Origin of the sequence: Anoxynatronum buryatiense, from assembly GCF_900182905.1 — a bacterium.
Taxonomy (GTDB): domain Bacteria; phylum Bacillota; class Clostridia; order Peptostreptococcales; family Tindalliaceae; genus Anoxynatronum; species Anoxynatronum buryatiense.
This window is the reverse complement of record NZ_FXUF01000014.1, coordinates 74,420-98,129: the sequence shown is the minus strand read 5'-3', so window position 1 is coordinate 98,129 and position 23,710 is coordinate 74,420. Positions and strand designations below refer to the sequence as shown.

The following is a 23,710-nucleotide window of genomic DNA, read 5'->3' as shown; positions in this document are numbered from 1 at the left end:
AATAATATGTTATATTATAGACAAGCAACAAAGTTAAAAACTTAACAATATTAACTGCTTTTACCATCCAACACAGCTCACATCTTCCCCATTAAGCAAATGCCTCTTGTTCTGCAGGGGGCATTTGCAGCGTCTGTCATTCAGTAAAGTACATTCAGTTACAGGGAGTTTAAGAAAGGAAGCAGATCCCATGAGAGTTAACGATGCCCTGACACTTGCCACCTCCGGTTGCCAGAACTGTTACAAGTGCATTCGCCAATGCCCGGTGAAAGCCATAAATTTTAAGGAAAACCTCACCCGTATCAACCCCTCCCGCTGTATTGCCTGTGGCAATTGCTTCATCATTTGTCCCCACAACCACAAGGCACCCAGAAATCACCTTATTAAAATCAAGTCTTTCATATCCAATGGGCAACACATGCTGGCTTCCCTGGATGCCACCTATGCGGCTTACTTTGGCGATGATGCAGGGCGGCTGCCGGCAGCCCTGCGCTTTCTGGGGTTTCAGGTGGTGGAAGAAACCAGTGTGGGGATGGATGCTCTGATAGATTCCATCCATGAAACCTACCGCCAGTGGGACAGACCCTACTTTATTACAGCCGGCTGCGCCTCTGCCAATCTACTGATTCAAAAATACCATCCCGAGCTTCGCCAATACATGGCACCGGTGGTGCCGGCCATGATCGCCCACGGAAAAATCCTTAAGGAAACTCACGGACAAGCGAGTCGTGTCATCCACTTTGGCCCCTGCATTGCCAGCCGGGTGGAAAACCTGTGGTTCTCCAAAGTGGACAAAGCGGTAGATTCGGCCCTCACCTTCCGGGAACTGGAAGAATGGCTGGAGGAAGACTGTCCCCACTGGAAAGAACTGCCCCTTCAGCCCATGGATCGGCAGGGCAGCCAGCGGGCCGTCAGATTTAGTTTCCAGGGTAACGGGTCTTTTTATGAACAGGTGACACCAGCATCTCCCCGAACCTTCGTGCAGGTGGAAGGGGTGGCACAATGCAGGGAAGCGATTGTTGCCATGGAACGGGGTGAGCTGGAACCCGCCTTTGTGGACATTTCTTTCTGCCGAAACGGCTGTCTCGGCGGCCCGGCCTTTAATCAACAGACAGCCACAGTATACCGGCGTCGCGGGATGATGGAGAAACTTATCGAGGAACGAAGCAGCACGCACCAGCCGTTTCATGAGAAGGCAGACAAACCCAAGCAACATCTTCCCGGATTTTTCGCCAGAACCTTCCCTGACAGACAGGTTGTCTGGAAAATGCCGCCTTCGGATCGGCTGGAAGAAATCATTAAGGAGATGGGGAAATTCAAACCCGCAGAAGAACTGAACTGCGGCACCTGTGGGTTCGACACCTGCCGGGAACGGGCCATTGCCGTTTATAACCACATGGCCAATGATTCCATGTGTCTTCCCTACATGCGCAAAAAGATTGAAACCATTTCCGATTTGATTTTTGAGCATTCCCCCAACTTTATTTTCACTGTGAACCGGGAGTTGAAGGTAACCAGCATTAATCCGGCATCGGTGAAGCATCTAAAAATCGAAACAGCAGAAGTGGGGGTGCATCTGGCGGGAATCCTGGACTTTGAAGACTATCTGGAGGTTTTTGAAACCGGAACCAGCCAGTGCGGCAAAAAAGTCTACCTGGAAAGCCAGGGGCTGACGGTGATTCAGCATCTGCTCTATATTCGGGAACAGGACACTATTTTGGCCATTCTCAACAATGTCACCCGGGAAGAAGAGAAAGAGCAGGAGCTGCGGGCAGTCCGGCGGCAAACGGTGGAAACCGCCCAAGAGGTGATTCACCGCCAGATGCGGGTGGCCCAGGAGATTTGCAGCCTGTTGGGAGAAACCACTGCAGAAACCAAAGTGATACTGGATCAAATGATGGCATTGACCCTGGACAGGGCGGAGGAATCATAAACATGGATATTGAAGTGGGTGTGGCACAACTGGTGAAACAGGGAGAAATTGCCTGTGGGGATCAGGTGGAAATTGTGAGAACGGGAGACGGCGTGATTGCGGTGCTTTCCGATGGCATGGGCAGCGGCGTTAAAGCTTCCATTCTGGCAGGACTGACGGCGAAGATTGCGGCCACCATGATGAAGAAAGGTGCCGAGCTTTCCCAGGTGGTGGACACCATCGTGCATACCCTGCCTGTGTGTCAGGACCTGGGGATGGCCTATTCCACCTTTACTATTGTTCAGATGGAAAAAACGGGAAAAGTGCGGGTGGTGGAATACGACAACCCGCCGGCTTTCTATTTCAGTCGGGAAAAACAAATGGTGTTTCATCAGGATACCGGTGCATCCATGCTTCACGGCAAGAAAATTTTTGAAACCGAAGGGACCATGGCTCCGGGTGACAGCCTGACCCTGGTGTCTGATGGGGTGGTGCATGCCGGGAAAGGAAATCTGCTCAGCATGGGGTGGCAATGGGAGCATGTGGCAGAGTACCTGCGGCAAAATGCAGCGACTCAGAGCGGGTTAATGCTGCCCCGGGAGCTGATGACCAAGTGTCATGACCTGTATGACGGCCACCCGGCTGACGATGCGACTGCTGTGACATTGAAGTACAGAAAGGCCAGTCCCCTGAATCTATTCGTCGGCCCCCCCGTCTCCCGGAATGAAGACGTGCCCCTGGTGAAGGCTTTTCTGGCCAGTGAGGGCAGCAAGGTCATCTGCGGCGGAACGGCGGCCAACATTGTGGCCCGGGAAACAGGCCGGGAGCTGGTGGTGGAGACCAGCAGTGTCACCGATCGGATTCCCCCCATTTCCCGCATGAAAGGCATTGACTTGATTACCGAAGGGGTTCTGACACTGGATTATACACTGAAAACCCTGCGAAATCTTGAGCGATATCACTTGACTCAGAATGTGAGACAACGGCTGAAAGAAAAGCACGGCGCCGGCCAGCTCTCCCAATATCTGTTGCAGCAGTCCACTCGCATTCACCTCTTTATGGGGCATGCTGTCAATGAAGCCCATCGGCAACACTCCGACTTTGAAAACCTGAACCGGAAATATCATGTGGTGGGAGAACTGGTGGCCATCCTCAAAAAAATGGGGAAACAGGTAACCATCACCCGTTTCTAAATGTTGAAAAGCCTTTCACCTGGTTGAAGACCATGCTGAAAGGCTTTCATTTTTTCTCTGAAATGATGCTGCAAGCAAACGTTATTTGAAATCAGACCATTGTCAGAACATTTCACTCCGACTGTCGATTACAGCACTCATTTACGGGTATCAATCCAGTAGTATTTTCCGGGGAGGGATGGGCATGCCAGACAGAGCCATGAAAGAGCTTCGAAAGTTTGTGGTGCCGGAAGTGATTGTGGGTACCGATGCCCGGCTGCTGGCTGGCCGTTACGTGGCCCACTTTGGAGCCCGGCGGGTGATGGTGGTGACTGACCCCCAGGTGGTCGAGCAACCTTGGTTTGCCGGCATTATCGACTCCATTCGCCAGCTTGACAAAGAAGTGGAGCTGTTCACCGATGTGACAGAAAATCCCAAGGATTATGAAGTCATGCTGGGTTCAGAGCTGTTTCTGGCCAATGAATGCGATCTTATCGTTGCTGTGGGCGGCGGGAGCCCCATGGACTGCGCCAAAGGCATTGGCATTGTCTCCACCAATGGCGGTCATATCCTCGATTATGAAGGTGTGGATGAAGTACGCCTGCCGGGTCCGCCTCTCATCTGCATTCCCACCACCGCCGGCACCTCGGCGGATGTCTCCCAGTTTGCCATTATTGTAGACACCCAGACGCATGTGAAAAAAGCGATTATCAGCAAAAAAGTGGTGCCTGATCTGGCCCTTATTGACCCGGTACCCCTTCTCACCATGCCCCCCTACCTCACCGCCTGCACTGGAATGGATGCCCTTACCCATGCCATCGAGGCAGCCGTTTCCAATGCCCGATCCGAACTAACCGATGTGCATGCCCTGGAAGCGGTGCGCCTGGTGACAGAAAATCTGGAAGCCGCTGTTCAACCGGAGCGTACCCTGGGAACCATGCGGAACATGATGATGGGATCTCTTCATGCCGGTTTCGCCTTCTCCAACGCCAGCCTGGGGGCGGTTCACGCTCTGGCTCACAGCCTTGGGGGGCTTTTGGACCTGGCTCATGGCGAATGCAACGGTATTCTGTTGGAACATCTGATCTTCCTCAATTATCCCCATGCGGTTTCCCAATTTCAACATCTTTCCCGTCAGATGAAGCTGCCCATGGAGGCGGCCGATGATGACCAGTTGCGTCGGCAACTGGTACAGGCGGTTTCAGCGTTACGGCAGCGGGTGGGAATACCGGATACCCTCCCTGCTGTCACGGTCACCCCGGGGCAGATCGATAAAATGGCGGAAAGTGCTTTGCAGGACCCCTGCATGGTGACCAACCCCAAAAAACTAACCAAAGCAGAGGTTGTGACCATTTATGAAAAACTTTTCCACCCCCAAGGATAAAAAGCAGGTCACCCGGGAAGCTATCATCGGTTTGGGAGAAGGCTCCATCAGAAAGAGCTATTACCCGGAACTGCAGGAAAAAATGGCTTCTCTAGAAAAATCCCATTCCAGGAACCGCACCCTGATGATGGCCATTCCCGATATGCTGTTGGTGAGCGATGCCCGGGGGCATCTGGCTCCCTTTTCTGCCGGGTCCCGCCAGGAAACCAACCGTTCCCTGGCCATTCTCCGTGAGCCTGGAATTACTGATATGTTGCGGGAAAAAGTGATGAAATGCCTGGAAACACAAGAGATGCAGCAGGAAGTTTTTGAGCTGAAAGGCGAGGGGACAAGCATCACTTATGAAGCCCGGATGCATGCCACTGAGCTGGAAGAAGTCTTGATCATTGTCAGGGACATTACAGAGCAGCGCCAGCTGGAAAACCGCCTGCGAACCCTGGCGGAAAAAGATCACCTCACAGGCCTGTATAACCGTCGTAAATTTGAGGAGAAACTGCTGGAATTAGAGGGCAAAGACCTGAAAGGGATTGCTCTCATTCTTTTTGATATTGACGGATTGAAAGTGATCAATGACACTCTCGGGCACCTGGCAGGAGATCAGATCATTGTCAGTCTGGCAAAACTATTGCAACAACTGGTGAAGGATACCCATTACCTGGCCCGTATCGGCGGCAATGAATTCGCGGTGCTGGTGGAACAGGAGCCCATTGAAAGCATCGAAACCATGCTGCAGACTTTCAGGGAAAGACTGGAAGCCTATAACCGGGAAATAGAGACAGGCAGTCTGGGCGTTTCCTACGGTTATGCCTATCATCAGCAGGGGTGCCTGGCCACCAAGGAACTGCACCAGCAGGCAGATCACCACCTATATCAGCATAAGCTGTTGAAGGAAAGCAGCAGCAAAAGTGCATTGGTGCGCACACTGATGAAGGCGCTGGAAGCCAAAGACTACATCACGGAGGGGCATGCCGACAGAATGACATTTCTGGCAGAAGCCATGGGTGAGCAGCTGGGACTTTCTCAATCACAGAAAGACAGCCTGCGGCTCCTTACCAAATTCCATGATCTGGGAAAAGTGGGGATTCCCGACAGTATTCTAAAAAAGCCCGGCAAGCTGAACGCAGAGGAATGGGCAGTAATGAAGACCCACAGCCGCATTGGGGAGCGTATCGCCGCCGCTTCGCCGGAGCTGAAGGAAATTTCTCAGCTGATTTTGAAGCACCATGAAAAGTGGGATGGCTCCGGGTATCCCCTGCAGTTGAAAGGAGAAGTCATTCCCATTGAATGCCGGATTCTGGCCATTGTGGATGCTTTTGATGCCATGAACAATGACCGCCCCTATCGGAATGCCATGCCCGCCGAAGCCGCCCTGGCGGAAATCAAAAGAAGCTCGGGAACCCAGTTTGATCCGCAGATGGTGATGGTATTTGAAACGGTCCTTCAGCGGAACCATTCCGATGCCTCTTTGTGGCAGATGTGCAAAGATGAAGCGGGTCGGTGAGGGTGCTGTTGACGGGGTAGTTGCAATGAGCCGGGCGAGAGTCAGCAATAACCGGTGACTGACGGGTGACATGTCGTACCGCTTCAGCGTGCCTGCCACATCAGCTTCAGATATCGTATCAACAGCAGTAACGAACCCCGGGTCAGGCGGAGCAGGCTCAGGGGACCAAATTTGTTCACCACATACCCCAGGCTGTTACAGACCAGGTTCACGTAGAAATTGGTTTTCAGCAGTTCCCCATAATAACCCACCAGGCTCATGTTTCCAGGGCGAATCATCACCTGGCCGAAGCTCCAGGCAGCATAGGCCTCCCGGGGGTACAGGAGGCGGTCCTGGTACTGTTCATAGAGAGGCAGTCCGGGAAAGGGCGTCAGGGGTGAAATGCTGGATATCTCCGGGTTAAGCTCCCTGATGAACCGGCGGAAGGCACGGAAATCTTCTTTGCTCCAGTCAGGGTGGGCCATGAAGGAAGCCCACACATCCACCCCCAGCTTTTTTAAGAAACGACTCGCCTCCAGGCTTTCCTGCCGGGAGGTTTTTTTGCGGTATTGGGCCAGTTCTTCGTCGCTGAAGGTTTCGTACCCCACCAGCACCGCCTGCAGCCCCAGATCACGGAACCGCGCCACGGCTTCAGGATGGTTCAGAATGCTGTGAACACTGGCATAGCAGATCCAGTTCTTATGAATCTGCGCTGCTTCCAAATAATCACACAAGGCCATCACCCGGTGGGGGTTGTGGAGAAAATCATTGTCAAAAATCATCACATTTGGTTCTTCAATGCTTTCGATGTCTGCCTGCACCTGCTCCATGGGGAAATAGTGCTCCCGGGAACCTTCCAGCCGCCACCGCAGGCAAAAATCGCAGGTTTTGCTGCACCCCCGGGAAGTTCCCAGCAGGGCGCAGGGGCGGTAACCGAAGTAGGAATAAGAAGAACGATACTGGAGGGTACTCTTTCGGTCCGGCAGGATGTACTCGTTGCATGGCGGAAAACTCACTGGCGGAACCTCCTGATACTGATGACTGCGGCTTCGGATCCCCTCAATGAGGGGAAGCTCAGCGGTGGCGGAGGGACACAACGCCACTGCCAGAAGGTTCATCAGCTGGGTGATGTTCTGGCGGGCGGCATACTGGATCACATGATCCACCGCCGCATGGATGAAAGCCTGGGGCTGCAGGGTGGCCTGGGTACCTCCCGCCACCACCTGAATGGCGGGGTTGAAGGTCTTGGTCTGTCGGGCCAGGGCCAGCACCGCCTCCACATCAATGCACAGGGAGGTGATGCCCACCACCTGGGGCTGAAAAGCCGCCAGTTTTGTTTCCAGAGACATCGAGTCCGTCATCATGTCCAGGATCTCCACCTCATGGGTATCCTTTAACACGGTGACCATCATTTCCAGCCCCAGGGGCTCGCTGAACATAAATTCGCCAATGATCACCGCCTGTTTCATCCGGGGTGGGCGAACCAATAAAATACGCATCTGTTACTTCCTCTCTTTTTCAGATAAACATCCACAGCACATCATCTCCCTGGTGGCGGGGACGATGCTCTTCAGCCTGCTACAAAATATTGGGCGGAATTCCCCGGCGAATCTGGTTTCGATAGGTGAGGTTCACCACCAGATAGAACAGTGACAAGGGCAGATTTCGCCAGGTGCCGGGTCGCAGCAGGGTGCGCCGGAGGATGGACCGGAAGGAAAATACCTGGCGGTAAAGCAACCAGTAGGCTTCTGTCAGGTCTTCCGGGGTCATGTGCCGGGGTTGATGAACGGCCCGGGTGCCATTGTAGCTGTGAATGTCATCTTCCACAATGCGCCCCGCCGCCTGCATCTGGTCAAAAAAACGGGTGCCGGGGATGGGGGTGAGAATGTAGAACCGGGGAACCACCACCCCCAGTTCATCAATAACCCGGGCGGTGGCTTCGATGGATTCAAGGGTATCGCCGTCAGCTCCCAGCACCATTTCTGTGGAAATATCGATGCCCGCCGCCTGAATGTTCCTGATGAGGCGGGGGTACTCATCGGGGTGGGCCCAGCCCTTCTCCATGGCCACCAGGCTTTCCCGGGAGATGCTTTCCAGACCGAAACTGAGCACCTGGCAGCCACTGTCGGCCAGCGCTTTCAGCAGAACCAGGTCATTGCCGATGGTAATGTCACACTGGGAAAACCAGGTCATTTTCAGCGGTGTAATGGCCTGACACAGGGCCATGAGATAGTCCCGACTGGCAACGATGTTGTCATCCAACAGCAGGAAACGGCGAAAACCCAGGTCACGCACCTGATGGATATCCCGTACCACTTCTTCCAGCGGACGCTGGTGGTAATGGCCCTGGTAAAGACATGCGACAGAGCAGAAACTGCAGGTGTTGGGGCAGCCGCGGCCCGCCTGTACCGGCAAAAAATTGCCGATGGATTTGTTGATGATCAGGTCAAACCGGGGCATCGGGGTGGAATAGGCGGTACCGGCGGCACTAGTGGTGAGCGGGGCCTGATAAAAAGGCTTCAGTGTGCCCGCGGCGGCATCTGTCAATACCTGTTCCCACACAGGCTCCGCATCGCCGATGACCACGCTGTCACAGTATTTTTTGGCTTCTTCGGCCATGAGACTGGCCATGTAGCCTCCCATGATCACCGGTTTTCCCCGTTTGCGAAAGGCCAGAGCCAGATCACGGGAACGGATGATGGCGTGGCCCATGCTGCCGATGGCCACCAGGGTGGCGTCGGTGTCAAAGGGAACGGGATCAATGGTTTCCAGGCAGATTTCCACCTCCCAGTCACCAGGGGTGAGGGCCGCCAGCAGGGGGAGGGCCAACCCCACAAAATAGAGCTTTTTCCGTTTGATGGGGTTGCCCTGGGGGTCGTAAGGGCTGGATTGAATCAACAGCAGTTTTTTCTTTATCATGGGGTGCAGGGTTCCTTTCCTGTCGAAAGATAACGTGTCGGTCTTATTTTCTTGAAGAACAGTGAAATCAGGAGGGAGTCAGTGCCCTCGCAGGATTTTTACCAGGTATTGCCGGGTGATGTGGCTGCTGCCTCTGGAAAGGCGCAGCGATTCCCACAGGCCGTAGCGTTTCAGCAGCCAAAAAAGGCTGCGGGGATGAAGAGTCACCCGAATGTAGAGAAGGAGCAGTTCCAGGTAGAACCGGCGGCGGCTCATGGCGGCGGGCTGCAGCACCAGATGGGCCAGGTCCCATTTTTCCACATGTGCTTCCGGTTCAGTGAGTTGGTCCCGGTAGCTGTCGTAAAGGGGCGTTCCCCGAAGGGGGGTTAATGGCTGCAGGTTGACAAACACCAGTGACAGGTTTCGCAGCCATCGTCCCAACCGCCGAAAATCAGCGGGGGTAAAGGCGGGGTCGAGGATCAGCGTGGCATACACCACCACCTGATATTGGTGAAGGATGGCCACTGCGCGTTCATTTTCTTCCAGGGTGGTTTGTTTGTGGTACTGGTCCAGATCTTCCGGGCGGGAAGATTCCAGCCCCACAATGACGGCTTCCAGACCGCTCTGACGAAAACGGCGGATCACCTCCGGATGCCGGCTGATGAAATCGGCCCGGCCATATACCAGATAGCGTTTCCGGATGCCCTTCTCATCCACGGCCTGGCAGAAGTCCAGCACCCGCTGGTGTGATACGAGAAAATCATCATCCACAATGTAGATGTGTTCCTCTTCGATGCTCAACAGCTCGGCCACCACCGAGTCCAGCGGTCGGGTGAAGTAGGCGCCTCCGGTGATCTGGCGGCAAAAACAGAAGGTGCACTGGTAGGGGCAGCCGAAGGAGGTTTTCATCAGGGCACAGGGACGATGAAAGAGGTAATGGTACCGGTGTCGGTATTTTGCCGTGGCCTGGCGCAGGGGAAGGGGGTAGTCAAAGGAGGTTTCCTTTGGCTGCCGGGTCCCCGGCTGATGAATGCCCTGAATGGCCAAGGGGGATTTCAGTGGAAACAGGGGTGTCCTGGGATCGGCCTGGCCCAGGGCCAGCAAGTGGGTCACCAACTGCTGAAATGCACTGAGACTGTGGGATTCCAAAATCACATCGATGGCCGGGTCGTGGAAATCCTCGGGAAGCACTTCCCCATGCACACCTCCCACTACCACGCCGCAGTGGGGCAGCAGTGCCTTCACCTGTCTGGCCGCCTCCCGGATCAGGTTCACATGGGTAATATACCCGGTGAAGCCCACCAGATGGGGCCTGATTTCCTTTAAATGGGTTTCCAGGGGTCTTTTTTCCAGAATCATATCCAGCACCTGCACCGTGACACCCGGTTGGGTAACCATGGCGGCGGCATATTCCAGCTCAAGGGGTTCGCAGATCATCACATGCTGCAACCCAATGGTTTCTTTGGGGGGCTTCAGCCGCACCAGCAGCAGGTTCATTGGGCAGCCTCCTCTAAATGGAACAGCAGTATGGTGGGCATAAACCATTTTCCCCGCAGGGGCCGCACCAGCTTTACCTGAAAACGGCGATGGATCAGCTGACGCACTGCCGGTTCACTGGGGTAAAGGGCCGCGCCTGTGGTCCATTTGACAAAGAACAGAACGAAACGATCATAGAGGGTCACGCCGGCAGCCTGGGCCATGATCACATGCCCGCCGGGCACCAGGGCCTGGCGAAACTGGTCCAGGGCCTTCCTTTGGTCGGGATAATAGGGAAAAGAATGGGTGCAGAGAATCAGGTGGCAGGGCTGGGGCAACTGGTCCAGTTGCTGGGCGGTCAGACAGGCGTAGGTAATGGGGCGGGTTTCGCCGGATTCCAGCGCCTGTGCCTGGGCAATCATGGCCGGGGCATAATCCACCCCAGTCAGTTCCAGGGGAAGGTGGGGAAAGGCGCGGCGAATGTCCCGGAGCAGCTGGCCGGTGCCGCAGCCCACGTCCAAAATGCGCAGCTTCGGGAACGTCGGTGAAGATGGCTGGGCAGTATGGGTCTCGTGAGCCTGATGTGCGTGAAGCGGTTGATACGACTGAATCCACGCCGACACCTGCTGAATCACTGCCCGGCGGGTGGGGGTGAGGGAGACGGACTGCACCCAGAGTTTTTCATAATAAGGGGCCCAGAAATTCCAAAGCCGAAAAGAAGCGGGTTTAAAGATCATGGGGTTTCCTCCTGAAGAGATTGATGGGGTGGCAAATGCAGCAGGCGGCGGCAGGTACGTGTCACAGCCCGCCATACGGTGCGGCGCACCAGAGGGCTCCAGAAAAGCTGGAGGGAGTAGGTGTACGCCATCTGAAGGTAAAAGACCCAGGGTTTCATGTGAGTGGGGCGTAGCACCAGATGAAGAAAATCCCATTTGGCAGGGTCGGAGGTGGTGAACAAGGGCTTGGCGGCGTCATATCCGGGAAGGCCGGGCATGGGTGTGTAGATGCTCAGGGTGTAAGGCGCCAGCCGGTTGCGGCGGATCCAGCGGCGAAGCCGGCGAAAATCGGAGTGGCGGTCCTGGGGATGCACCATGAAAAGACAGGCCATTTCCATCCCGGCCCTTTTCATGAGAGTGACAGCCTGCTGGTTCATCTCCGGGGAAAGGCGCTTTTCGTAGTCATCCAGTCGCTGTTGGTCCACGGCTTCAAGACCAACAATGAGTTGTCTGAACCCGGCGGCTTTCAGACGGGGGAGCAGATCGGCATGGTTCACAATGAAATCGGCCCGGGCGTAGGCAATAAACTGCCGGTTAATCTGCCGCTGCTGCAGCTGGTCTAGAAAGGCTTCCACCCGGGGGCGGTGGAGTAAAAAAGTGTCATCCACGATCCAGCAGAGGTGACTCTTGGCGGCGGCCAGATCATCCATTACCCGCTCCAGGGGAAAAGGTGTGTAGGCACCACCGTTCAGGTGACGGCAATAACAGAAGTCGCAGGTATATGGGCAGCCCAGGGCGGTTTGAATCAGTGCCACAGGGCGCTGGGTCATGTAATGGGTGCGGTGGGCGTAGGTGTTGAAATAGCGGCGGTCTGGCAGGGGTGGCAGTGTGGAAGCCGGCGGGGTTTCGTTGCAGGGCGATTCCGAATCCTGACTGGTTGCCTGACTGGTTGAAAGGTGGTGAGCTGTCATCAGGCTGGCAGGGTTCAGATGCCACTGGCCGTCAGCCTGATAGGCAATGCCATCTGTCAGAGGCCAGGATTCCCGCCTGCAATCCGTGGCCAGAAGCTGGTCCAACACCACCACTCCGTTGCCGTGAACCACCAGGTCGATGGCGGTCACCATGAAATCGGCCGGGTTCAGGGAGGCATGAACTCCTCCTGCCAGAATCAGCAGCTGGGGCAATTGTTTCCGGGCCTGAGCTGCCGTGGCCTTCATCGTTTCCAGCGCGGTGATATAGCCGGAAAGCAGCAGCACCTGGGGAGATGCTTCCTCAAGCACCTGGGAAAAGGATATTTCTTCCAACCAGCTGTCATAAAGACGGCAGGTGTGCCCGTGGCGCTGAATCACAGCCGCCAGCACTTCCAGTTCCAGGGGTTCGGTGACAATGGGCTGAAGGGCAGTGAATAGGGTGGGTTGGTGGCATTTAACCAGTAAGAACTTCATGGGAGTACATCCTTTCAAAGGGATCAGAGAATACTGATCAACCGTTTCATCAGCGGTTTTCGCCAGGAAAATAGCCAGATAATGAGTCTCTGAAAACCCGGTAATGGGATGGGGTGTCGCGATACCCCAGCAGGGGGGTCAGGTGACGGGCCAGATGACGTACCAGGGGCTGGGAGTGGTGGAGATAGAGGCTGCGGGGTTCCAAACGGGCGCCCAGTTTCTGTTTGGTTTCAACGGCAGTCTGTCCCAGATGCAGGGTGTGGCAGTGTCTGTCAATGGCCTGCCGCACCAGATAAAGGAGCATGTTTTGATACAGGTCATGGGTGGTGGTTAGTTGCTTTTCAAACCCACAGAAAAGAAAGGTCATTTCCTGCTGATGAACAGTGAGCTGCACAAACCCCACCGGCTGCTCTTCCAAATAAAAGGAATGAATTTCTGCTGGAAAATGCTGAAAAAAAAGAGGCGACAGTTTTTCCAGTTTGTGAGGTGACCGTCGGTAAACCTGCTCATAAAGGCGGTAAAGAGCCGGCGGCAGGGGCGCGCCTTCAGGCAGAATCGATACCGTCAGTGACCGCCCCCGATTCAGCGCTTTCTTCAGACGGTGGCGGTAGTGGCTGCGGAGAGCAGCCAGATAGGCATCGAAAGTATCCCAGGCAATGGGCATGGAACAGGCGGGGAGTGCAGGGGTGCAGGGAAAGGGAAAAGCGGACTCGGCTGTCTGTTCCGTGGCGTTGAGAATCATCCACAGGCCGGATTGTTGGCGGATGAAAGTGGCCATGGCCTCCAAACCTGGTGGGGTGGCGGCATAACCGGGAACTGACAGGGAAAGAGGCATGCCGACAATGGTGGCGGGGAGCTTCAACCCCAGGCTGGTTTTAAGAGCCAGGGGATCAATTTTAAGGTGGTAGGTGACAAAGGCAGTTTTCAACAAGGTGCTGAGATAGTATTGCTGGTTGCAGGGGTTGAGGGTTTCCAGCTGTGTCAGCAGTTGTTGGTGAAGCCATGGCTGTTTGTGGCAGACAGCATCCCAGGTCGCAGGCAGATCACGGGCGTGGTGGAAATGCTGAAAAGAGTAGGTCATCTTCCAGAGTCATCCTTTCCCCTGGGGGTGCCTTTTCCTGAACAGGCAGGAGAAAGACCCGATATTCTTTATAGGGTTCATGGGCCCAGCGGCGGCCAAAGCCTGTGGAAGCCCGGTTATCTGACAGTATCCAGCCGGCTTCGCACCATTGGTAGCGGTCTTTTGTCAAGCGGTAACAGCTGTCAAAAAGGGTGAGGACAGCCCCGGTTTTCTGATAGGCGGGAATGATGCCCAGCTCCACAATTTTGAACCGGTCAATGCGGCGGCCTAAAAGACGGTTTTTAATGACAGCCTTCAGGCCGGGGCCTTCGCCGGGGGGGATCAGCTGGTTAAAATCCGGGTACCAGAGCATGAAGCCCACGGGGGTGTTGCCATCATGGAGAAAGAGCAGGTTTTCAGGCCGCAGAAAATGGCGAAAGCTTTGGAAAAGTTCAAGATCTTCGTTCTGCCGCCGGGGATAATAGAAAGGATGTTCACCAAAGGCCGCATTGTTCAGATGTGTGTACAGGGCGATTTCTTCCTTAAGCCGGTGAAACCGGGCGGGGCGCACGTGAAAAGAGGGAAGCATGCGTTCCATCAACCGGCGTCCCGCCGAAAAATCGAAGTCAGGCATATGGGTCAGGTAGCTGACCAGTTTGATTTCATGGCCTGCGTGGGGGGCGAAATAGGCCGGGTACTCCGGTGAGTTATAGGCACTGCCAAAGGTCTGGGAAGTGTCAAAATGACTGGACAACAGACCCAGCCCGTAGTTCACATGGAGATTCAGTCCCACGCTGACGGCGGTGGCTTTTTTAATGACGGCGGCTTCCCTGGCCGCCTGAATCAGCAAGTTGACTGCCGCTGTCTGCTGGGGAAGGGCTTCAAAGTAAGTGATTTGCATAAGGTGGGGAAGTCGGTCCACCACTGCCAACAGACAGACTGCCACAATGTGATTATTATCGTTCAACACCATCAGCGGCTTCAGCCAGCTGCTCCTGCAGATGACGGCCCTGCCTGTCAGCAGTTCCTTCAGCATCGGTGTGATCAGGTCCCGGTGGTGAGGATTTTGGGCATATACCCGACGGCAAAAGTGAAGATAGGCACTGATGTCCCGGCGATGCCGGAGGGGATTGGAAATGTCAAAGGTTCGAATGTTCATAGGCGCCTCCCTTGCATGCCTTATTATACCATTCTTTGCGAATCTGCCATCAAAAAACCGGCCACGGATGATCTGTGGCCGGTGTGTGCAGGTGGTTATTCTGTTTCGAAAAAGACATAGGGGGAATCGTAGGGTTCAATGGGCTCAACAGAAGATGCGATGAGGTAGGGCTGGATGAACACCATGCCTGTCACCGAATCGGTGATTTCCCGTTGATCAATGATACCGGTGACCTCCACCCAGGAATCGACCTCCGGCAACACGTCAGTTTCCCAGCGGGTGACAAATCCGGTGGGAGCTGCATCGTCAAAGCAGCATTCCACCAGCATGCGGGTGACCATGAACTCATTTTCTCCATAGCTGTCTCGCTGAAATACAAAGCCTTTCACAGTGATTTCCTCACCCAGATGGCCTTCCAGGTCTTCATAGACCGGTAAGACCAAAGGCAAGAAATCATCTGCTTCATATGCGGCAGTCGTCGTTTCGGCTGCGGGCGCTACGGTGACAGCAGGTGATGCAGTATTGCCGGTGGACTGACTGCAGGCGGCCAAAAGCAAGGTGAGGAGTAAGAGCATGGTCAGGGTGAATTGTCGTTTTTGCATAAAAGAACCTCCGTTTTCACAGATTTTGCTTCAAATCTGTTCATTTCCCGCCTCATTGGGTAGGATGAATAAAGAGTATTATAATATAAATACCCAGCCAAGACAAATGAAAACAGATATCAATGGGCAGGCTGTTCATGGAAAGCAACAGCAATCAATTAACGTGAGGAGTGATGATATGCTGACATCTGTTGAAACGAGAAGAAGCATTCGAAAGTATGAAGACCGGCCTGTAGAGGATGAAAAAATCACAGCTATTCTGGAGAGTGCCCGGTGGGCGCCTTCGGGGAATAATACCCAACCCTGGCGTTTCATTGTCATCCAGTCTCAGGAAATGAGGGAAAAAGTGGCGGCTGTTTCGCATCAACAGAAGTGGATGCTTACGGCTCCCGTCCACATTGCCTGTGTGGCTGATCTTTCCAGTCGGATCACCGGCCACCCGGAGGTGGTGCTGACAGAGGAGAGTCCCCAGCATGAACTGAAGCAAGTGATCAGGGACACGGCGATTGCGACGGAACATCTGGTGCTGGAGGCTGAAAATCAAGGCTTGGGAACATGCTGGGTGGCCTGGTTCACCCAGGAGGAGATTCGACCGGTATTGGGAGTTCCCGGCGACAAATATGTGGTGGCGGTGATCACGGTGGGTTATCCGGCCCATGCGCCTGCTCCCACTCCCCGAAAAAAACTGTCTGATATCGTTCGTTGGGAAACCTGGTAATAAAAGCCGGCTGATTTCAGCCGGCTCTCGTTTTGCGATGGGTTACTCTTTCCGAAGGCGGGTTGCCAGGTGGTTGCCCAACGACTGGAGGCACTGTACCAGAACAATCAGCAGCAGTACTGTGGTGTGCATCACCGACACTTCGTAACGCAGGTGACCATAACTGTAGGCCAGGTTCCCCAGACCCCCGGCTCCCACCAAGCCGGCCATGGCGGTGGCACCAATGAGAGCGATAATGGCCATGGTGAGCCCCAGCACAATGGCCGGGCGGGCCTCCCGAATAATCACGTACCAGATGATTTTGGGGGTGCTGACCCCCATGGCCTCATAGGCCTCCACCACTCCCCGGTCCACCTCCAGCAGGGCAGATTCCATCAGCCGGGCCACAAAGGGGGCGGTATGAACCACCAGGGGTACAATAACTCCCTTCACGCCGATGGAGGTGCCCACCAGCAGCTTGGTAAAGGGCAAAATGTAAAAGAGAAGAATAATGAAAGGAATGGAGCGGATCAGGTTAATGAGGGTGTTTAGTCCCTGATAAACCCATCGGTTTTCCAGACTTCCGTTTTTGCGGGTTAGGGTGAGGAGGACACCCAGGGGAAGCCCGATGAGAACAGCAAAAAACATGGCGATGGTGACCATTTGAAAGGTTTCGATGGTTGCCTTGAAAATGACGTTTCCCCAACGGCTATAAAAGGCTTGCATGAGCTTCACCTCCCTTTAATTCCTCCACCTTCACACCGGTGGATTTGATGTAGGCCACAGCCTTTGCCGTTTCCTCCCGATCACCCAGCAGTTGAACAATAAGCTTGCCGTAATGAGCATTTTTCAGGGGAACAATATTCCCAGACAAAATGTTGGGGGAAACCTGAAACTGTTTGGAGACTTCTGCCAGGATGGGCTGGTCGGTGACAGCGCCCACGAAAGACAGTTCCAGTACCGGCTGGCCATCCTGCTCATCAACGGAAAGCAGTGACAGGGCGCTTTGAGGGAACTGACTGTTGATGAATTTTTTCGTGGTGGGGTGTCTGGGATCAGAAAAGACTTCCAGCAGACTTCCCTCCTCCACAATACTTCCATGTTCCATCACAGCCACCCGGTCGCAAATTCGCTGAATGACATTCATTTCATGAGTGATCAGAAGAATAGTGATGCCGAACTCCCGGTTAATGCTCAACAGCAGATCCAGAATGGATTCGGTTGTTTCCGGGTCCAGGGCGCTGGTGGCTTCATCACTGAGCAATATTTTCGGTTCGTGGGACAGCGCCCGGGCGATGGCCACCCGCTGCTTTTGACCACCGGACAGCTGGGCGGGGTAGGCTTGTTTTTTATCTGTCAGCCCAACCACTGCCAGGTATTTTTCCACCCGCTGGCTAATCTCCTGATGAGAGAGGCCGGTGAGGCGCAGAGGAAGGGCGATGTTCTCTTCCACCGTGGCGGTTTTCAACAGGTTAAAACCTTGAAAGATCATACCCACCGAACGCCTGATTTCCCTGAGTTCTTTTGGGGAAAGCCTGGTCAAATCAACACCGTTAATGTCAATGTGACCGGAAGTCGGCTTCTCCAGCAGGTTAACAATGCGGATCAGTGTGCTTTTTCCAGCGCCGCTGTGGCCGATGATGCCATAGATTTCGCCGGGATTCACCTTAAGAGAGACTTCCCGAAGGGCTTCCACCTGCTGAATGTTAGATTGAAATGTTTTGGATACTTGATGCAACTGAATCAACAAAACCAGCCCTTTCCTCCTGTTGTAAAAGCTTGCTGCCGTTCTTTACCAGGCAGCAATGATCGACCCTTGAAAATGTTCATCAATGAACTGGCGCACTTCGTCCAGATGGTAGTATTCAATAAACTGTTTCACTGCATCGTCATTTTCATGGCCGGTTCTCACGGCGATGACATTCACCCAGGGAGAATCACCGGATTCAAGGAAGATAGTGTCTTCTGTGGGTACGTAGCCGTGTTCGATGGCGAAATTGGCATTGATGGCGGCTGCGGCCAGTTCATCCAGCTGCCGGGGAATCTGAGAAGCTTCCAGTTCGATGAAACGCAGGTCAAGGGGGTTTTCTTCGATGTCAATAACGGTGGCAGCAACGCCAATACCTTCTGTCAGAGTGATCAGGCCAGCGCTTTCTAAAAGAATCAGTGCCCGGGCACCGTTGGTGGGGTCGTTGGGCAGGCCGATGAGATCTCCCTGCTGAATGTCACTCACACTGCCATATTCGGTGGCATAAATCCCCATGGGGAAGATAACGGTGCTGGCAACATCGATCAGCTCCAGGTTGCGTTCGCTTTTGAAATTATCCAAATAGGGCTGATGCTGAAAACTGTTGATATCCAGTTCTCCCTCTGCCAAAGCGATGTTGGGCATAACGTACTCGGTGAAGACCTGAATGTCAATTTCCACACCGTCCCTGGCGGCAATTTCCTTAATCTTTTCAAGAATCTCTTCGTGGGGTCCTGCAGTCACACCAACGATCAGATGCTGAGGGTCCAGCGGGGTGACGGCGGCATCACTGCTGCCGCAGCCGGACAGTAACAGTAAAATGACAAGCGCAAGTAAGGTTAATTGAATTTTTTTCATCAGTGTTATTCCTCCTGTTTGGTTTGAAATGTCATGCATCAGTTTAGGTGGGGGCAATAAGCTTTCGGTGATTCTGCGAAAGAATTATCTGAGCAAATGCCCTGTCATTGCAGCCAAAAGACAGATGACTTCTTTTTGGCTGTTAAGTGGATCACTGGCTGTTTGAATGGTGGCGACTCCCTCCTTTTGAACAATAAAAAACTCTCTGCCAAAGACAGAGAGCCAAACACACATAGGAGTTTTGTCTCTCTCATCTTCCGAAACAACGTTTCGCAGGAATTAGCACCTTTACCTGATCAATGATCAGATACGGTTGCCGGGTTTCATCGGGCCAGTCCCTCCACCACTCTAGATAAGAGTTTTTTACGATTCAGTTTTTAGGTGCTGCAAGAAAAACTTAAATGAATTCTAATACGGATGAGAAGACTTGTCAACATTTTTTTGGGAAAAAACTTTTCCGGAAAAGGGAAAACGTTTCCTGGAACAAGCGATTTGTCGTGATGGAGGAGATGGGGGGAGGCCCAGGAAAATGAGTGCGTCTGCCCTAATTTTGTTTGCCAGGTGCGTCTGCATAAAAATAGCGGCTCAGGTCATTGACCAGACGGAGCACCAGATCGAACTGATCTTCATGTAATGCATCGATTAATCCGGAGAGCTGGTGGAGTCTTTCGGCTGATTTACCGGCAGGAGCAACCACCACAAAATAATCAAGTGTCACATGGAAGTAATTTGCGATAGTTATCAGGTTCTCTAGGGTAATGCCGCGGGCGCCTCTTTCCACCAGCCCGATGTATGATTCTGATAGCTTTAAGACCTCCGCTAATGTCTCGCGTGAAATATGCTTTTCCTCCCGAAGCAAGCGAATGCGCGGGCCGACCAGATGTGTACTAAGTTTCATTTGACCACCTCTTTACTCGAATATTAATGGTTGGGGTAAGTGGACACAAGTAACAAAAAGAATTATAATAATTCTTAAAGAATTAATCCATTAGTACTATATTTGGCATTTGGAATCTTTGCAGGTATGCAGCAACGATATTCGCATATTTTGAACTAGCTATGAGAGGTTGCAGAAACGGATCTGACAAATGTAGGCATCTGGAGTGTAAGTACATTGGAGTGTAAGTATAAAGGAGGAATAAAATGAGGAACAAGAAAAAAGAACAGTTACAGGCAAATTCAAAAAGGGTGACAGGTCTCTTCAAGCGCAAAATTGGCATCAAAGCCAAATTTTTAACAGGGGTGATTCTGGCATTGCTCATCAGCCCCACCATAGCCGCCTTCATCAACCGGGTAGTTCAGCGAATGGATGATGCTGTGGGAGATCTGGTGACTGGTGAAATGTCTCTGGTGGTGGCGACAGTGATCAATCTGGTGGTGGTTTCAGGCTTGATTTTGATTTTGCTGCATATTATTGTCATCAGGCCGCTAAAAAATGCAGGAACGACACTGCGCATGATTTCGGAGCAGTTAAATCTGACAGAAAGAATCGAAGTGAAAGCGCAGGATGAAATTGGTGAAATGATGCATGATCTGAATCGATTTCTTGAGACCATCACCGATTCGATGACAGAAATCCAAACAGCTTCTGAAAGTGTTGCCACAGCTTCGGTGCATATTGGCGAGGCCGGTACTGAAACCTCTGTTGCAGCAGCCGAAGTGGCTAAAACCATTGAAGACATTGCCCGGGGAGCGGATGACCAGGCACAGGAAACGGAACGCAGTGTGACCAGTATCAATATACTGGGAGAGTGTATCGAAGAGAATCGTCAAATGATGAGCGTTATGAACAGAACCATCGGTGATGCGCTGGAAGTGCAGCAAAATGGACTGTTGCAAGTAGATCAGCTGGTTGAAAAGGCTCACCAAAGTGGTCAGGCGGGTGACGAAGCCAGGGAAATGATTCTCGAAACAAGTGCCAGTGTGGATAAAATTGGCCAGGCAAGCCAGATGATTCATAACATTGCCGAGCAAACCAATCTCCTTGCACTGAATGCAGCCATTGAAGCGGCCAGGGCGGGAGAAGCCGGCAGAGGATTTGCGGTGGTGGCAGAAGAGATCAGAAAACTGGCAGAACAGTCAAATCAGTTCACCGGTGAAATTGCAGCTGTCATTGACGAACTGACACAAAAAATGGAGCAAACGGTGGGGACCATTCAAAGTGCCACTGAAAAGACCCGGGAACAAACAGCTTACGTGGATGAAGTGCGCAATGGTTTTCAGGGCATCTCAACCACACTGACAGAAATGCAACGGGTGGTGGGAACCCTGAATGAATCCAGTCAAAAAATGGAGCAGCAGAAAGAATCTCTGGTTATGATCGCCGGGAATCTATCGGCCATTTCACAGGAGAATGCAGCGGGAACAGAAGAAGCCTCTGCTTCTGTGGAAGAGCAGACGGCTGCCATGGGAGAAATTGCCGAAGCAGGTAACAACCTGGCAAAGCTGGCAGCGATGATGCAGTCATCTGTTGGACGATTTCAGATTCGGTGAAAAATCGGGTATTGGAATTTCATGGGATCGTATGAATGTCGATGGGAAACTTCAGGCAAAATCCAAGATTGTCACTGCATTGACATGAACCGCCACTGACAGGTATAGTGGAACAAAGCAGTACAAATGGAGAACCGTCACTGTACCGGAGGAATTCCCATGGCTCAAGATAAGCACCTGAAAGAAACAGCTGTTGCCTGGCAACAGTTTATTGGAACGGGGCACCTTCACCAGCCAAGTGTGCCACAGGTAGTTTTGGCTTCTTGGCAAAACTGCCGTGAAAGGGGTGTGGACCCCTGGGAAAATCGAAAGATTCAGGCTGGATTTGTTCCAGGGCAGGAAGTGGCAGCCCTGCGGATCACCAGGAGCCGACGCCGACCTGCAGAAACACTGAAGGCCATCGGCGAGTTTGCAGATGAGAACCGGGTGGTGCTTTCTGTCTATGACAATCAGGGAAATTTTATTGAACCATTAAATCACCAATTTCCGTCATCCATGGCGGATCAACTGGGGGTATCCTCTCTTTTTCTGGGACAGTTGACGGAAGATATGAGCGGCACCAATGCGGTGACCCTGGCCATGCGGGAAGCCGCCACTGTCCGTCTTGCAGGGTATGAGCACTACCACAGCTGGTTTCATGCCTTCAGCTGTTCCGCTGCGCCCTTGAGAGACGGCAGGGGACATATTGCCGGTGCAGTGGGGGCCTCCAGCCTGGATGTACACCAGCCGGTCATGGTGCTCCCCTTTTTGCGGTGCGTGGCAGATCTTTATCAACATTGGCGCTGGTTGGAATATGATCGAAATAAAACCCGTTACTGGCAGGGTGTTCAGTTAATGACGTCTTCACCTGATCCGCCGAAAATGCCCAACCCCCTGAATCAACTGGTGGGATACAGTCATGAGATGAAAGTTGTGAAGGAGAAGCTGGCTGCTGTTGCCCAGAGCGAGCTGCCGGTAATGCTTACTGGTGAAAGCGGCGTGGGAAAAGAAGTGGCAGCCCAGGTGATTCACCAGCTGTCAGCTCGCAGAAAAGGGCCGTTGATTGCGATAAACTGTGGGGCGCTTTCGGAAACACTGGCAGAAACCACTCTCTTTGGTTATGGAAGGGGTGCTTTTACCGGAGCCCGGTCTGTCGGAAAACCCGGTCTCATCGAAGCATCCCATGGCGGCACTTTGTTTCTGGATGAACTGGAAAGCCTGTCGCCCACAGTGCAGGTCATGCTGCTTCGCTGCCTGGCGGAGAAAAAGATACTCCCCGTGGGTGGAACAGAAGAACGGCCGGTTGATTTCAGACTGGTGAGTGCTTCTAAAATAACCGGGGAACAGGCCCTGGCTGAAGGTGTTTGGCGGGCAGACTTTTACTATCGAATTGGAGGATATGACATTGCAATACCGCCACTCCGGCACCGGCGGGAGGATATTCCCCTGCTGATGGAGGTGCTGTTGAAACAACTGGCAGAGACAATGGGACGGGCCATACCCCGATTGACAGAAGAAGCCATATCCTGCTTATGTCATTACCCGTGGCCGGGAAACGTGCGGCAGTTGAAAAATCTGATGGAACAACTACTGATCACCTGTCAGAATGATGAGATCACCATTTCGGATTTGCCGGAAATCATCCGATATCATTCGGCTTGGCTCAACCGAGGGGCTGAAGCCGGCAGTGTGACGACCGCTGGGAACCAGGGCGCCATTCAATGGACACCTGCCGGCGACGGGAAAAAGCTGTTGAACCATCTTGAAAGACAGATGGCCCGGCAGGTTCTGAAGGAAAGTGACGGAAACATCAGTGAAGCCGCCCGACGCTTGGGAATCAGCAGACCCACCCTCTATCGAATAATAAAAGATACCAGGGAGGAAGTGTGAAGTGAGTGCGACCGCTGTCACCATTTTTGACACTGATCCCATTCGGAACACCGGCGAAAAAGGCTGAAAAGATGTGAGGAAGAACCATTAATCAAAATAGAACTGTTCCCATCTGGAACAATCAGAAAACAGGAAAATGAATCCGTGACCCGGGTTCTTTTTTTGCGAAAAAGATGAATGGGTGCCAAGGCTGATTGTGGCAGGAAAACCACCCTGTTTTTAGGCCGAATAGGAGATCACTCCCAGACACATGATGTTGGCATAGTTATTGCTGATATAAACAAAGGATTATAACGCCGTTATCAGTATGAGGGTGAAGATGTTCCTGCATTTTTCACGCTGACGCAAGGTGGATTTTGACAGGAGATGGAGGTGGAAATCATGCCCCTGATTCAGTTGAAGCTGGGACCGGAGAAGATGAAGCTGGGACGGGAGAAACACGTTCTGCGACAGGTGGCTCTTCAGGTGGCCGCCGCCATGGACTGGCCGGTGGAGAGACTGACGGTGACGGGTGAAGAAATCCCGGAGGAGGACTGGTTTCATGAAGGCGGCAGGCAGCCTCTGGCAATGGTTTACTGGCTGGAGGGCAAGTCGCTGGAAGAGCGTCAGAAAGTGATGCAATCTGTGGCGGCTGCCATGGGGACGGTTCTGGATATCGATACACAGCAGGTGAATGTGATGGTGCTTGAACTGAAAAAGGGATCATTGATGACGGGCGGCAGGTTTTTGTAGGAACTGCCAA

The 23,710-nt window shown here is 53.2% G+C and carries 20 protein-coding genes and 1 riboswitch; of the genes, 8 read left to right on the top strand and 12 right to left on the bottom strand.

Features of this window, described 5'->3' with window-relative positions; all coding sequences use genetic code 11:
• Positions 1–190: 190 nt before the first annotated feature.
• From QOL74_RS15020 to QOL74_RS15005, 4 genes are all read left to right on the top strand, one after another.
• Positions 191–1,933, top strand: coding sequence for a [Fe-Fe] hydrogenase large subunit C-terminal domain-containing protein (locus QOL74_RS15020; protein ID WP_283410316.1), 1,743 nt, complete (start codon positions 191–193; stop codon positions 1,931–1,933).
• A 2-nt stretch (positions 1,934–1,935) separates the two neighbouring features.
• Entirely contained in the window at positions 1,936–3,105 is a 1,170-nt protein-coding gene (locus QOL74_RS15015; protein ID WP_283410315.1) for a PP2C family protein-serine/threonine phosphatase, read from the top strand.
• A gap of 184 nt (positions 3,106–3,289) precedes the next feature.
• Positions 3,290–4,468 (top strand): alcohol dehydrogenase-like regulatory protein ErcA, encoded by a 1,179-nt coding sequence (gene ercA, locus QOL74_RS15010; RefSeq protein WP_283410314.1) that lies wholly within the window; start codon positions 3,290–3,292, stop codon positions 4,466–4,468.
• A complete protein-coding gene (locus tag QOL74_RS15005) occupies positions 4,440–5,969 on the top strand; it encodes a sensor domain-containing diguanylate cyclase/phosphohydrolase (RefSeq protein ID WP_283410313.1) in 1,530 nt (509 codons plus the stop codon). The genes ercA and QOL74_RS15005 overlap by 29 nt, the downstream gene beginning before the upstream one ends.
• Positions 5,970–6,052: 83 nt before the next feature.
• On the opposite strand, the gene QOL74_RS15000 is transcribed toward QOL74_RS15005, so the two are convergent.
• The 8 genes from QOL74_RS15000 to QOL74_RS14965 all read right to left on the bottom strand — a co-directional run bounded on the left by QOL74_RS15000 (position 6,053) and on the right by QOL74_RS14965 (position 15,304).
• Complete coding sequence (locus tag QOL74_RS15000; RefSeq protein WP_283410312.1) at positions 6,053–7,447, bottom strand: B12-binding domain-containing radical SAM protein; 1,395 nt, start codon at positions 7,445–7,447, stop codon at positions 6,053–6,055.
• A 79-nt stretch (positions 7,448–7,526) separates the two neighbouring features.
• A complete protein-coding gene (locus tag QOL74_RS14995; RefSeq protein WP_283410311.1) occupies positions 7,527–8,867 on the bottom strand; it encodes a B12-binding domain-containing radical SAM protein in 1,341 nt (446 codons plus the stop codon).
• 78 nt (positions 8,868–8,945) lie between these two features.
• Positions 8,946–10,343 carry a B12-binding domain-containing radical SAM protein gene (locus QOL74_RS14990; protein WP_283410310.1) on the bottom strand — a complete coding sequence of 466 codons (1,398 nt, stop codon included), beginning with the start codon at positions 10,341–10,343 and terminating at the stop codon, positions 8,946–8,948.
• Positions 10,340–11,059 carry a class I SAM-dependent methyltransferase gene (locus QOL74_RS14985; protein WP_283410309.1) on the bottom strand — a complete coding sequence of 240 codons (720 nt, stop codon included), beginning with the start codon at positions 11,057–11,059 and terminating at the stop codon, positions 10,340–10,342. Before QOL74_RS14985 ends, QOL74_RS14990 begins: the two co-directional genes overlap by 4 nt.
• Complete coding sequence (locus QOL74_RS14980; protein ID WP_283410308.1) at positions 11,056–12,483, bottom strand: B12-binding domain-containing radical SAM protein; 1,428 nt, start codon at positions 12,481–12,483, stop codon at positions 11,056–11,058. The genes QOL74_RS14985 and QOL74_RS14980 overlap by 4 nt, the downstream gene beginning before the upstream one ends.
• A 49-nt stretch (positions 12,484–12,532) precedes the next feature.
• Positions 12,533–13,564, bottom strand: coding sequence for a GNAT family N-acetyltransferase (locus QOL74_RS14975; protein WP_283410307.1), 1,032 nt, complete (start codon positions 13,562–13,564; stop codon positions 12,533–12,535).
• Positions 13,527–14,702 carry a hypothetical protein gene (locus QOL74_RS14970; protein WP_283410306.1) on the bottom strand — a complete coding sequence of 392 codons (1,176 nt, stop codon included), beginning with the start codon at positions 14,700–14,702 and terminating at the stop codon, positions 13,527–13,529. The genes QOL74_RS14975 and QOL74_RS14970 overlap by 38 nt, the downstream gene beginning before the upstream one ends.
• A gap of 95 nt (positions 14,703–14,797) precedes the next feature.
• Positions 14,798–15,304: a TIGR03943 family putative permease subunit gene (locus QOL74_RS14965; RefSeq protein WP_283410305.1), complete on the bottom strand. Its 507-nt coding sequence runs from the start codon at positions 15,302–15,304 to the stop codon at positions 14,798–14,800.
• A 178-nt stretch (positions 15,305–15,482) separates the two neighbouring features.
• On the opposite strand from QOL74_RS14965, the gene QOL74_RS14960 reads away from it, so the two are divergent.
• On the top strand, positions 15,483–16,022 hold the full coding sequence (locus tag QOL74_RS14960) for a nitroreductase family protein (RefSeq protein ID WP_283410304.1): 540 nt from the start codon (positions 15,483–15,485) through the stop codon (positions 16,020–16,022).
• A 42-nt stretch (positions 16,023–16,064) separates the two neighbouring features.
• Here the strand turns inward: QOL74_RS14960 and QOL74_RS14955 are convergent, their stop codons facing one another.
• From QOL74_RS14955 to QOL74_RS14940, 4 genes are all read right to left on the bottom strand, one after another.
• Positions 16,065–16,727 carry a methionine ABC transporter permease gene (locus QOL74_RS14955; protein ID WP_283410303.1) on the bottom strand — a complete coding sequence of 221 codons (663 nt, stop codon included), beginning with the start codon at positions 16,725–16,727 and terminating at the stop codon, positions 16,065–16,067.
• Positions 16,711–17,751, bottom strand: a complete 1,041-nt coding sequence (locus QOL74_RS14950; RefSeq protein ID WP_430383878.1) for a methionine ABC transporter ATP-binding protein — start codon at positions 17,749–17,751, stop codon at positions 16,711–16,713. The genes QOL74_RS14955 and QOL74_RS14950 overlap by 17 nt, the downstream gene beginning before the upstream one ends.
• Before the next feature lie 42 nt (positions 17,752–17,793).
• Positions 17,794–18,606 (bottom strand): MetQ/NlpA family ABC transporter substrate-binding protein, encoded by an 813-nt coding sequence (locus QOL74_RS14945; RefSeq protein WP_283410302.1) that lies wholly within the window; start codon positions 18,604–18,606, stop codon positions 17,794–17,796.
• Positions 18,607–18,853: 247 nt separating this feature from the next.
• Positions 18,854–18,965, bottom strand: a riboswitch (SAM riboswitch).
• 185 nt (positions 18,966–19,150) lie between these two features.
• Positions 19,151–19,504 (bottom strand): helix-turn-helix domain-containing protein, encoded by a 354-nt coding sequence (locus tag QOL74_RS14940; RefSeq protein WP_283410301.1) that lies wholly within the window; start codon positions 19,502–19,504, stop codon positions 19,151–19,153.
• A 245-nt stretch (positions 19,505–19,749) separates the two neighbouring features.
• Here QOL74_RS14940 and QOL74_RS14935 point away from each other — a divergent pair, with 245 nt between their 5' ends.
• The 3 genes from QOL74_RS14935 (at position 19,750) to QOL74_RS14925 (ending at position 23,700) form a co-directional block, all read left to right on the top strand.
• Entirely contained in the window at positions 19,750–21,099 is a 1,350-nt protein-coding gene (locus QOL74_RS14935; protein ID WP_283410300.1) for a methyl-accepting chemotaxis protein, read from the top strand.
• Positions 21,100–21,258: 159 nt separating this feature from the next.
• A complete protein-coding gene (locus tag QOL74_RS14930) occupies positions 21,259–22,968 on the top strand; it encodes a sigma-54 interaction domain-containing protein (protein ID WP_283410299.1) in 1,710 nt (569 codons plus the stop codon).
• Positions 22,969–23,340: 372 nt separating this feature from the next.
• The gene (locus QOL74_RS14925; protein ID WP_430383877.1) at positions 23,341–23,700 is read left to right on the top strand and encodes a hypothetical protein; all 360 of its coding nucleotides are present in this window, start codon (positions 23,341–23,343) and stop codon (positions 23,698–23,700) included.
• Positions 23,701–23,710: the final 10 nt, after the last annotated feature.

What these genes read in the sequence shown, in the direction of transcription:
- QOL74_RS14975 (WP_283410307.1), bottom strand. Translation starts at nt 13,564, where the DNA reads ATGACCTACTCTTTTCAGCATTTCCACCACGCCCGTGATCTGCCTGCG.
- QOL74_RS15015 (WP_283410315.1), top strand. Translation starts at nt 1,936, where the DNA reads ATGGATATTGAAGTGGGTGTGGCACAACTGGTGAAACAGGGAGAAATT.
- QOL74_RS14965 (WP_283410305.1), bottom strand. Translation starts at nt 15,304, where the DNA reads ATGCAAAAACGACAATTCACCCTGACCATGCTCTTACTCCTCACCTTG.
- QOL74_RS14990 (WP_283410310.1), bottom strand. Translation starts at nt 10,343, where the DNA reads ATGAACCTGCTGCTGGTGCGGCTGAAGCCCCCCAAAGAAACCATTGGG.
- QOL74_RS14980 (WP_283410308.1), bottom strand. Translation starts at nt 12,483, where the DNA reads ATGAAGTTCTTACTGGTTAAATGCCACCAACCCACCCTATTCACTGCC.
- QOL74_RS14995 (WP_283410311.1), bottom strand. Translation starts at nt 8,867, where the DNA reads ATGATAAAGAAAAAACTGCTGTTGATTCAATCCAGCCCTTACGACCCC.
- QOL74_RS14960 (WP_283410304.1), top strand. Translation starts at nt 15,483, where the DNA reads ATGCTGACATCTGTTGAAACGAGAAGAAGCATTCGAAAGTATGAAGAC.
- QOL74_RS15000 (WP_283410312.1), bottom strand. Translation starts at nt 7,447, where the DNA reads ATGCGTATTTTATTGGTTCGCCCACCCCGGATGAAACAGGCGGTGATC.
- QOL74_RS14935 (WP_283410300.1), top strand. Translation starts at nt 19,750, where the DNA reads ATGAGGAACAAGAAAAAAGAACAGTTACAGGCAAATTCAAAAAGGGTG.
- QOL74_RS15020 (WP_283410316.1), top strand. Translation starts at nt 191, where the DNA reads ATGAGAGTTAACGATGCCCTGACACTTGCCACCTCCGGTTGCCAGAAC.
- QOL74_RS14985 (WP_283410309.1), bottom strand. Translation starts at nt 11,059, where the DNA reads ATGATCTTTAAACCCGCTTCTTTTCGGCTTTGGAATTTCTGGGCCCCT.
- QOL74_RS14930 (WP_283410299.1), top strand. Translation starts at nt 21,259, where the DNA reads ATGGCTCAAGATAAGCACCTGAAAGAAACAGCTGTTGCCTGGCAACAG.
- QOL74_RS14955 (WP_283410303.1), bottom strand. Translation starts at nt 16,727, where the DNA reads ATGCAAGCCTTTTATAGCCGTTGGGGAAACGTCATTTTCAAGGCAACC.
- QOL74_RS15005 (WP_283410313.1), top strand. Translation starts at nt 4,440, where the DNA reads ATGAAAAACTTTTCCACCCCCAAGGATAAAAAGCAGGTCACCCGGGAA.
- ercA (WP_283410314.1), top strand. Translation starts at nt 3,290, where the DNA reads ATGCCAGACAGAGCCATGAAAGAGCTTCGAAAGTTTGTGGTGCCGGAA.
- QOL74_RS14945 (WP_283410302.1), bottom strand. Translation starts at nt 18,606, where the DNA reads ATGAAAAAAATTCAATTAACCTTACTTGCGCTTGTCATTTTACTGTTA.
- QOL74_RS14940 (WP_283410301.1), bottom strand. Translation starts at nt 19,504, where the DNA reads ATGAAACTTAGTACACATCTGGTCGGCCCGCGCATTCGCTTGCTTCGG.
- QOL74_RS14970 (WP_283410306.1), bottom strand. Translation starts at nt 14,702, where the DNA reads ATGAACATTCGAACCTTTGACATTTCCAATCCCCTCCGGCATCGCCGG.